At 61.9% G+C, this 9,096-nt stretch carries 7 protein-coding genes; 5 read left to right on the top strand and 2 right to left on the bottom strand.

Going from position 1 to position 9,096, the window contains the following annotated elements:
- Window positions 1-80 precede the first annotated feature (80 nt).
- Window positions 81-1,277: a XylR family transcriptional regulator gene (locus G9Q84_RS28870; RefSeq protein ID WP_032885437.1), complete on the bottom strand. Its 1,197-nt coding sequence runs from the start codon at window positions 1,275-1,277 to the stop codon at window positions 81-83.
- 139 nt (window positions 1,278-1,416) lie between these two features.
- On the opposite strand from G9Q84_RS28870, the gene xylA reads away from it, so the two are divergent.
- The 4 genes from xylA (at window position 1,417) to G9Q84_RS28850 (ending at window position 6,676) form a co-directional block, all read left to right on the top strand.
- A complete protein-coding gene (xylA, locus tag G9Q84_RS28865) occupies window positions 1,417-2,733 on the top strand; it encodes a xylose isomerase (protein ID WP_095186435.1) in 1,317 nt (438 codons plus the stop codon).
- A 251-nt stretch (window positions 2,734-2,984) separates the two neighbouring features.
- Entirely contained in the window at window positions 2,985-3,986 is a 1,002-nt protein-coding gene (gene xylF / locus G9Q84_RS28860) for a D-xylose ABC transporter substrate-binding protein (RefSeq protein ID WP_181644536.1), read from the top strand.
- Between the two features lie 5 nt (window positions 3,987-3,991).
- A complete protein-coding gene (gene xylG / locus G9Q84_RS28855; protein ID WP_177326417.1) occupies window positions 3,992-5,539 on the top strand; it encodes a D-xylose ABC transporter ATP-binding protein in 1,548 nt (515 codons plus the stop codon).
- On the top strand, window positions 5,540-6,676 hold the full coding sequence (locus G9Q84_RS28850; RefSeq protein ID WP_095186434.1) for a sugar ABC transporter permease: 1,137 nt from the start codon (window positions 5,540-5,542) through the stop codon (window positions 6,674-6,676).
- 51 nt (window positions 6,677-6,727) lie between these two features.
- On the opposite strand, the gene soxR is transcribed toward G9Q84_RS28850, so the two are convergent.
- Window positions 6,728-7,180 carry a redox-sensitive transcriptional activator SoxR gene (soxR, locus tag G9Q84_RS28845; protein WP_095186433.1) on the bottom strand — a complete coding sequence of 151 codons (453 nt, stop codon included), beginning with the start codon at window positions 7,178-7,180 and terminating at the stop codon, window positions 6,728-6,730.
- 88 nt (window positions 7,181-7,268) lie between these two features.
- Here soxR and G9Q84_RS28840 point away from each other — a divergent pair, with 88 nt between their 5' ends.
- Complete coding sequence (locus G9Q84_RS28840) at window positions 7,269-8,684, top strand: MFS transporter (RefSeq protein ID WP_181644535.1); 1,416 nt, start codon at window positions 7,269-7,271, stop codon at window positions 8,682-8,684.
- The last annotated feature ends 412 nt before the right edge of the window (window positions 8,685-9,096 follow it).

Below are 9,096 nucleotides of genomic sequence, written 5' to 3'. Positions count from 1 at the left end.
GTCAATGAATGGCTTGACTGACACACCGCCATCGGGAGCAAGCCCCCTCCCACAGTGGGTTCAGCAGTGTATGTAAGGCCTTACTCAGGCACAGATAACGCAAACTCCGCGCCCCGCTGGTACTCCCGGGGCGTACAGCCAAACTCGCGACGAAACACGGTGTGCAGGTACTGCGCCGAGGTGAAGCCGCAGGACGACGCGATGTCAGCAATCGCCAGATCACGGTTTTCCAGGCCTCTGGCGGCAGCAGCGAGTTTGAAGCGCAGGATTTCGTCATGCACGCTGCAATTGCGCACCTTACGAAAGTGCGCTTCCAGGGATGAACGCGACACACCGACATACGCCGCCACTTGAGCGGTCTTGATGCCCTGGCACGCGTATTGGCGGATAAACAGCAGCGCCTGCATCACGTACGGATTGCCCAAGGGTTGATGAAGGCTGGAGGCCTGGACGTTGATTGCGTCCGGCGGCACGAGGATTTGCGTACCGGTGCAAGGCTTGCCGTGCAACATCTGGTGCAACAGCGCAGCGGCAGTGCGGCCCATGGTTTCGGTGCCCTGGATCACCGAACTCAGCGGCACTCGCGTAAGGGTTCGGGTCAGCGGATCGTTGTCGATGCCGATCAGCGCCACTTGTTCCGGCACGGCGATGCCGGCTGTGAGGCAGGCTTGCAGCAATTGCCGGGCACGGGCATCGGTAACGGCAATAATGCCAATGGGCTTTGGCAAGCTGTGCAGCCAGGCGATCTGCTGCTCCACTGCGCTGTCCCACAACGGCGCGCTGGTGCCGAGGCCGCGATACACCTCCACCTGCAAGCCGTCGCGCAGCATCAGGCGGCGAAAGGCTTTTTCGCGCTCCTGGGCCCAGCGGTTGGCCTGCGCTTCGGGCAGGCTGAAGCAGGCAAAGCGCGTCAGCCCTGCCTCGATCAAATGCGCGTAGGCCAACTTCATCAATGCGTAATTATCGGTGGCCACATAGGGGATGCCCTTGGGGTATGCGCGGCCATCTTCATAGGAGCCGCCCACCGCTACCACCGGCAACTGACTGTCGGCCAGTGCCTCGCCAATCAGCGGGTCGTCGAAGTCGGCAATGATGCCGTCGCCCTGAAAACGCTCGATGCCTTTGAGGCGGCATAGAAAGTCCTCTTCCAGGAACAAATCCCAGGACACACGCGTACTGCTCAGGTAATTACCGATGCCGGCGATGATGCCGCGGTCGTAGATTTTGCTGCCGTTGAACAGCAGCGCGATTCGGTGCACGGGCGGTAGGGTTTTCATTGTTTTTGTCCTGGGGCCTGTCGCGACAGACTAGCCCTCGCTGCACAAAATCGCACTACGCCTTGGTGATTTTCATAATCGCCAGCCCCATCGCCGTTGCTAGTATCCAGACACCGCCAAGAGCAATAAGGAAAACGCCATGCCGTACTTCCCCGGTGTCGAGAAGGTTCGCTTCGAAGGCCCCAGCAGCGATTCCCCCCTCGCCTTTCGCCATTACGACGCCAACAAGTTGATCCTCGGCAAACCCATGCGCGAGCACCTGCGCATGGCCGCGTGTTACTGGCACACCTTCGTGTGGCCCGGTGCCGATATGTTTGGCATGGGCACCTTCAAGCGCCCGTGGCAGCGCAGTGGCGACCCGATGGAGGTGGCCATCGGCAAGGCGGAGGCGGCCTTTGAGTTTTTCTCCAAACTGGGCATCGACTACTACAGCTTTCACGACACCGACGTGGCGCCCGAAGGCAGCTCGCTCAAGGAGTACCGCGAGCACTTCGCACAGATGGTCGACCATCTGGAGCGTCACCAGGAACAAACCGGGATCAAACTGCTGTGGGGCACCGCGAACTGCTTCAGCAACCCGCGCTTTGCCGCCGGCGCTGCCAGTAACCCGGACCCTGAAGTGTTTGCCTACGCCGCCGCCCAGGTGTTCAGCGCGATGAACGCCACCCTGCGGCTCAAAGGCTCAAACTATGTGCTGTGGGGCGGCCGTGAAGGCTATGAAACCCTGCTCAACACCGACCTCAAGCGCGAGCGCGAACAGCTCGGGCGCTTTATGCGCATGGTGGTGGAACACAAGCACAAGATCGGCTTCAAGGGCGACCTGCTGATCGAGCCCAAGCCCCAGGAGCCGACCAAGCACCAGTACGACTACGACAGCGCCACGGTGTTCGGTTTCCTGCATGAGTACGGCCTGGAACACGAGATCAAGGTGAATATCGAGGCCAACCACGCCACCCTGGCCGGGCACAGCTTCCATCACGAGATCGCCACCGCCGTATCCCTCGGTATCTTCGGCAGCATCGACGCCAACCGTGGCGACCCGCAGAACGGCTGGGACACCGACCAATTCCCCAACAGCGTCGAGGAGATGACCCTCGCCACCTATGAAATCCTCAAGGCTGGCGGGTTCAAGAACGGCGGCTATAACTTTGATTCCAAGGTACGGCGTCAGAGCCTGGATGAGGTGGATCTGTTCCACGGGCACGTGGAGGCCATGGACGTATTGGCGCTGGCCCTGGAGCGTGCGGCGGCCATGGTGCAAAACGACCGATTGCAGCAGTTCAAGGACCAGCGTTATGCCGGTTGGCAACAGCCGCTGGGCCAAGCCGTGCTGGCGGGTGAGTTCAGCCTGGAATCGCTGGCAGAACACGCGTTTGCCCATGAACTGAACCCGCAGGCGGTGAGCGGGCGACAGGAGATGCTCGAAGGTGTCGTGAACCGGTTTATCTACACCTGACCGATGCTGTGCGCAGTTGATTGTGGCTGCAGTGGTAGTGAGCGGGCTTGCCCCGCGCTGGGGCGCGAAGCGGCCCTAAAATCAGGCACCTCGGTGTGTCAGGTAAAATTGCATCGTCTGGTTTGGGGTCGCTTCGCGCCCTAGCGCGGGGCAAGCCCACTCACCACAAAAAAGCCAGGCTACACACAACGCAAACAGCAACAGCAGTGTTCGGCTAGAGTCTTCCAACAACAATAAAAGGACGCACCAACATGAAGTCATTCAAACGTACCCTGCTCGCCACCGCCATGGCCCTGCTCGCACTGCCGGTGATGGCCGATTCCGCCCACCCGAAAATCGGTTTCTCCATCGACGACCTCCGCCTGGAACGCTGGTCCCGCGACCGCGATTACTTCGTCGCCGCTGCGGAAAAACTCGACGCGAAGGTCTTTGTGCAGTCCGCCGATGCCAACGAGCAGAAGCAGATTTCCCAGATCGAAAACCTGATTTCCCGGGGCGTCGATGTGATCGTTATCGTGCCGTTCAACGCCACGGTGCTGACCAACGCGGTGGCCGAAGCCAAGAAAGCCGGGATTAAGGTAGTGTCCTATGACCGCCTGATTCTCAATGCGGACATCGATGCCTACATCTCCTTTGATAACGAAAAGGTCGGCGAAATGCAGGCCAGCGGTGTGCTGCAAGCGGCGCCCAAGGGCAACTACTTCCTGCTCGGCGGCGCGCCTACCGACAACAACGCCAAGGTGCTGCGCGAAGGCCAGATGAAGGTGCTGCAACCGGCCATCGACAAGGGCGATATCAAGGTAGTCGGCCAGCAGTGGGTCAAGGAGTGGAACCCCACCGAAGCCCTGAGCATCGTCGAAAACGCCCTGACCCGGAACAACAACAAAATCGACGCCATCGTCGCCTCCAACGACGCCACCGCCGGCGGTGCGATCCAGGCCCTGGCCGCGCAGAAACTGGCGGGCAAGGTGCCGATCTCCGGGCAGGACGCCGACCTCGCCGCGATCAAACGCGTGATCGACGGCACCCAGACCATGACCGTGTACAAACCGCTCAAGCTGATTGCCACCGAAGCCGCCAAGCTCTCGGTGCAACTGGCACGTAACGAGAAGCCCACCTACAGCTCGCAGTACGATAACGGCAGCAAGAAAGTCGACACCATCATGCTCACCCCGACTCCGCTGACCAAGGCCAATATCGATCTGTTGGAGAAGGACGGGTTCTATACCAAAGAGCAGATCGGCGGGCAGTGACCGCCATGGCTGACTATCTGCTGCAAATGAACGGCATCGTCAAAAGCTTTGGCGGTGTCAACGCGCTGAACGGCATCGACATCACTGTGCGGCCGGGGGAATGTGTCGGTCTGTGCGGTGAGAACGGCGCGGGTAAATCCACACTGATGAAGGTGCTGTCGGCGGTCTACCCGTACGGCACCTGGGAGGGTGAAATCCTCTGGGATGGGCAACCGCTCAAGGCTCAGTCCATCAGCGAAACCGAGGCCGCCGGTATCGTGATCATTCACCAGGAACTGACCCTGGTGCCCGACCTGTCGGTGGCCGAAAACATCTTTATGGGCCACGAACTGACATTGCCCGGCGGGCGCATGAACTACCCGGCGATGATCCACCGCGCCGAAGCGTTGATGCGTGAACTCAAGGTGCCGGACATGAACGTCGCCTTGCCGGTGTCGCAGTACGGCGGCGGCTACCAGCAACTGGTAGAAATCGCCAAGGCGCTCAATAAAAAAGCGCGCCTGCTGATCCTCGACGAGCCCTCTTCGGCCCTGACCCGCTCGGAAATCGAGGTACTGCTCGACATCATCCGTGACCTCAAAGCCAAGGGTGTGGCCTGCGTGTACATCTCCCACAAGCTCGATGAAGTGGCGGCGGTGTGCGACACCATTGCGGTGATCCGCGACGGCAAACACATCGCGACCACGGCCATGGCCGACATGGACATCCCCCGGATCATCACGCAGATGGTCGGCCGTGAGATGAGCAACCTCTACCCCACCGAGCCCCATGCCATCGGCGAGGTGATTTTCGAGGCGCGCAACGTCACCTGCTATGACGTGGACAACCCCAGGCGCAAGCGTGTCGATGATATTTCCTTCGTGCTCAAGCGCGGCGAGATCCTCGGCATTGCCGGGCTGGTGGGCGCCGGACGCACGGAGTTAGTGTCAGCGCTCTTCGGCGCCTACCCCGGCCGCTACAGCGCCGAGGTGTGGCTCGACGGCCAGGTAATCGACACGCGCACGCCGCTCAAATCGATTCGCGCCGGGCTGTGCATGGTGCCCGAGGATCGCAAGCGCCAAGGCATCATTCCCGACCTGGGCGTGGGTCAGAACATCACCCTGGCGGTCCTCGATACCTATGCGCATATGACCCGCATCGACGCCGAAGCTGAACTGGGCAGCATCGACCAGCAGATCGCACGCATGCACCTCAAGACGGCCAGCCCGTTTTTACCGATCACCAGCTTGTCCGGCGGCAATCAGCAAAAAGCCGTGCTGGCGAAAATGCTGATGGCCAAGCCCAAAGTGCTGATCCTCGACGAACCCACGCGCGGGGTGGACGTGGGCGCCAAGTATGAGATCTACAAACTGATGGGCGCCCTGGCGGCCGAAGGCGTGTCGATCATCATGGTCTCCTCGGAACTGGCCGAAGTGCTCGGCGTGTCCAACCGCGTGCTGGTGATCGGCGACGGCCAGTTGCGCGGCGATTTCATCAATGAAGGGCTCACCCAGGAACAGGTGCTCGCCGCCGCGCTCAGCCAAAACAACAATAATGATCGGAAGACCGCGTAGATGAATCAGGTCAAACAGCTGTTTACCCGCTACAAAATGCTTGCGCTGGTGATCGCCGTGGCGGTGATCTGGCTGTTTTTCAGTTGGCAGACCGAGGGCGGTTTCCTCACGCCACGCAACCTGTCGAACCTGCTGCGGCAGATGGCAATCACCGGGATTCTGGCGTGCGGCATGGTGCTGGTGATTATTAGCGGCGAGATTGATTTGTCGGTGGGTTCGTTGCTGGGGTTGTTGGGCGGGTTGGCGGCGATCCTGGACGTGGTTTATCACATTCCGCTGCTGGCCAATCTCAGCCTGGTGGCGCTGTGTGGGCTGATGATCGGTTTGGCCAACGGTTATATGACAGCCTACCTGCGCATCCCCTCTTTTATCGTTGGCCTGGGCGGCATGCTGGCGTTTCGCGGGATTCTGCTGGGGATCACCGGCGGCACCACCATCGCGCCGGTGTCGCCGTCGCTGGTGTATGTAGGCCAGGGGTATTTGCCGCATTCGGTGGGGATTGGCCTTGGGGTCCTGCTGTTTGCCCTGACCCTGTTGTTGACCTGGAAACAACGGCGCAACCGCGCGCTGCATGGCTTGGCGCCGCACGCCCTGGTGCGCGACGTGCTGCGCGTGGCGGTGATCGGCGCGGTACTCGCCGGGTTCGTCACCACCCTCAACAGCTACGACGGCATCCCCGTACCAGTGCTGCTGTTGCTGGTGCTGCTCGGCGTGTTCAGCTACGTCACCAGCCAGACCGTGTTCGGCCGCCGCGTGTATGCGGTGGGCAGCAATATGGAAGCCACGCGCCTGTCGGGCATCAACGTGCAGGCGGTGAAACTGTGGATCTTCGGCATCATGGGCGTGATGTGCGCCCTCGCCGGCCTGGTCAACACCGCGCGGCTCGCGGCGGGCTCACCGTCGGCGGGCAATATGGGCGAGTTGGATGCCATCGCTGCGTGCTTTATTGGTGGTACGTCGATGCGCGGCGGCTCGGGCACGGTGTATGGCGCGTTGCTCGGGGCGTTGGTGATTACCAGCCTGGATAACGGCATGTCGATGCTGGACGTGGACAGTTACTGGCAGATGATTGTGAAGGGCAGCATCCTGGTGTTGGCGGTGTGGGTGGACGTGAGTACGCGCACGGGTCGGCGCTGACGCCACCCTCACAAACACCACAAATCCCGTGTGGGAGGGGCGGTGGTCGTCTCACTTTCCGAGCAACACGGCCCCATCCCCCAACTGCCCCAGGCGATCCCCCGGATTGCGCAGCGGGCAATCATCCAGGGACAGGCAACCACAGCCGATACAGCCATCGAGTTGGTCGCGCAGTTGAGTGAGGCTGTTGATGCGCTCACTCAACAGGTCGCGCCAGCGGGTGGAGAGTTGGGTCCAGTCCTTCGCCGTCAACGGCCGTCCTGAAGGAAGTTCGTCCAACGCGTCCTTGATGGTCGCCAACGGAATGCCCGCGCGCTGCGCGACCTTGATCACCGCGATCCGGCGCAGTACGTCACGCTGATAGCGACGCTGATTGCCCGCGCTGCGTTGTGCGTGGATCAACCCCTTGGCTTCGTAGAAATGCACCGTGGCCACGGTCACGCCGCTGCGGCGGGCCAATTCGCCCACGCCGAGGGGGATGCGCACATCGATTTTCGCTTCCATCCAGCTCTTGACCTCATCTAAACATGAGGTTTTATAAAGGGTGTCGGCTTGCCTTGGCAAGCCTTCAGTCCTTTGAATCGGAGCCTACATGGACACACCTCAACCCTCCCCTTCCAACTGGGCCGCGCTGTTGTCCGGTGCCAACGGCGTACGTTCGCTCGCACTGGCAGGCGGCGTGGTGCTGCATGCGATCAACGTGTACATCGCCACCACGATTCTGCCGTCAGTGGTCCAGGACATCGGCGGCATCGACTACTACGCATGGAACACCACGTTATTTGTCGCCGCCTCGATCCTCGGTTCGGCGTTGTCGGCGCGCCTGCTCGGCAGCCTCGGGCCGCGTGCGGCGTACCTGGTCGCCAGCCTGGTGTTTGCCGGCGGGGCCTTGGCCTGTGCGTTTGCGCCGTCCATGCCGGTGATGCTCGTTGGGCGGTTGGTGCAGGGGCTGGGCGGTGGGTTCTTGTTCGCGCTGTCCTACGCGATGATTCGGTTGGTGTTCGATGAAAGCCTGTGGCCGCGCGCGATGGCGTTGGTGTCGGGGATGTGGGGCGTGGCGACGCTGGTCGGGCCAGCGGTGGGCGGGGTGTTTGCCGAGCTGGGCATATGGCGCGCGGCGTTCTGGTCGTTGATTCCGGTGGCCGGGTTATTCGCGGTGCTGGCGGCGGCGGTCCTGCCCAAGCGCAGCACCGATAGCGTTGAGCCGACACCGCTGCCACTCGCCCAACTGGTGCTGCTGACGGCTGCGGTACTGGCGGTGTCGGCCGGCAGCGTCTCCTCCACCCTGCCCCTGAACCTGCTGGGGCTGGCCGTGGCAGCGGTGTTCACCGCGCTGCTGATCGTCACGGAAAGCCCCACCCACCATCGACTGTTGCCCGCCGGAGCGTTTCGGATCACCACTGCACTCGGCGCGCTGTACGCGACGATGTCATTGCTGGCGGTGGCCGTGACCAGTGGCGAAATCTTCGTGCCGCTGTTTCTTCAAGTCCTGCACCACCAGTCGCCGTTGGTGGCCGGTTATCTGGCGGCACTGATGGCGGCCGGCTGGACGCTGGGGTCAATCGCCAGCGCGGGTGTGACGGGCGGCAACATTCGACGAGCGATCCTGGCCGGGCCGATCCTGGGCGTGGTGGGCATGGTGGCGCTGGCCATCTTGATGCCCGTCGAAAGCAACGGCAGCGGGCAGACGCTCACACCGATCTGCCTGGCGCTTATCCTGATTGGGTTGGGCGTGGGGCTGGCGTGGCCGCACTTGCTGACTCGGGTGTTCCAGGTGGCGCCGGCCGGTGAGCAGGACCTTGCCAGCGCGTCGATTACCACAGTGCAACTGTTCGCTACCGCGTTTGGCGCGGCACTGGCGGGCATGGTCGCGAACGTCGCCGGCCTCACTGAACCCGGCGGTGTCGAAGGCTCCGCGAGCGCTGCGGTGTGGCTGTTTGGGGTGTTTGCGCTGGCGCCGGTGGTGGGTGTTCTGATTGCCAGGCGGGTGGTTCGCATGATCGGTTAGTTGCCATTTCTGAACATTGCCAAGACCACCGTGGATTATGAACGGCTCAAAAATCACTGCTTGAACGGGGTTAAAGGTGGGAGGGGGCTTGCCCCGATAGCGGTGGACCAGTCGACACCTTCTTGACTGAGGCACCGCCATCGGGGGCAAGCCCCCTCCCACATTGGATCTCCATTTGTCAGGACCGGCCGAGTATGTGGCTCATGGTGGTCTTGAGCTTCAGCGCCGCCAATCTTCCAGACACAACACCAGTCAAAGGTGGGAGGGGGCTTGCTCCCGATAGCGGTGGACCAGTCGACACCTTCTTGACTGAGGCACCGCCATCGGGGGCAAGCCCCCTCCCACATTGGATCTCCATTTGTCAGGACCGGCCGAGTATGTGGCTCATGGTGGTCTTGAGCTTCAGCGCCGC

The sequence above is a fragment of the Pseudomonas sivasensis genome, from assembly GCF_013778505.1.
GTDB lineage: Bacteria > Pseudomonadota > Gammaproteobacteria > Pseudomonadales > Pseudomonadaceae > Aquipseudomonas > Aquipseudomonas sivasensis.
The sequence above is the reverse complement of the archived record's forward strand: the minus strand, read 5'-3'. Positions and strand labels throughout refer to the sequence as shown.

What these genes read in the sequence shown, in the direction of transcription:
- G9Q84_RS28870 (WP_032885437.1), bottom strand. Translation starts at nt 1,277, where the DNA reads ATGAAAACCCTACCGCCCGTGCACCGAATCGCGCTGCTGTTCAACGGC.
- G9Q84_RS28850 (WP_095186434.1), top strand. Translation starts at nt 5,540, where the DNA reads ATGAATCAGGTCAAACAGCTGTTTACCCGCTACAAAATGCTTGCGCTG.
- G9Q84_RS28840 (WP_181644535.1), top strand. Translation starts at nt 7,269, where the DNA reads ATGGACACACCTCAACCCTCCCCTTCCAACTGGGCCGCGCTGTTGTCC.
- xylF (WP_181644536.1), top strand. Translation starts at nt 2,985, where the DNA reads ATGAAGTCATTCAAACGTACCCTGCTCGCCACCGCCATGGCCCTGCTC.
- xylG (WP_177326417.1), top strand. Translation starts at nt 3,992, where the DNA reads ATGGCTGACTATCTGCTGCAAATGAACGGCATCGTCAAAAGCTTTGGC.
- xylA (WP_095186435.1), top strand. Translation starts at nt 1,417, where the DNA reads ATGCCGTACTTCCCCGGTGTCGAGAAGGTTCGCTTCGAAGGCCCCAGC.
- soxR (WP_095186433.1), bottom strand. Translation starts at nt 7,180, where the DNA reads ATGGAAGCGAAAATCGATGTGCGCATCCCCCTCGGCGTGGGCGAATTG.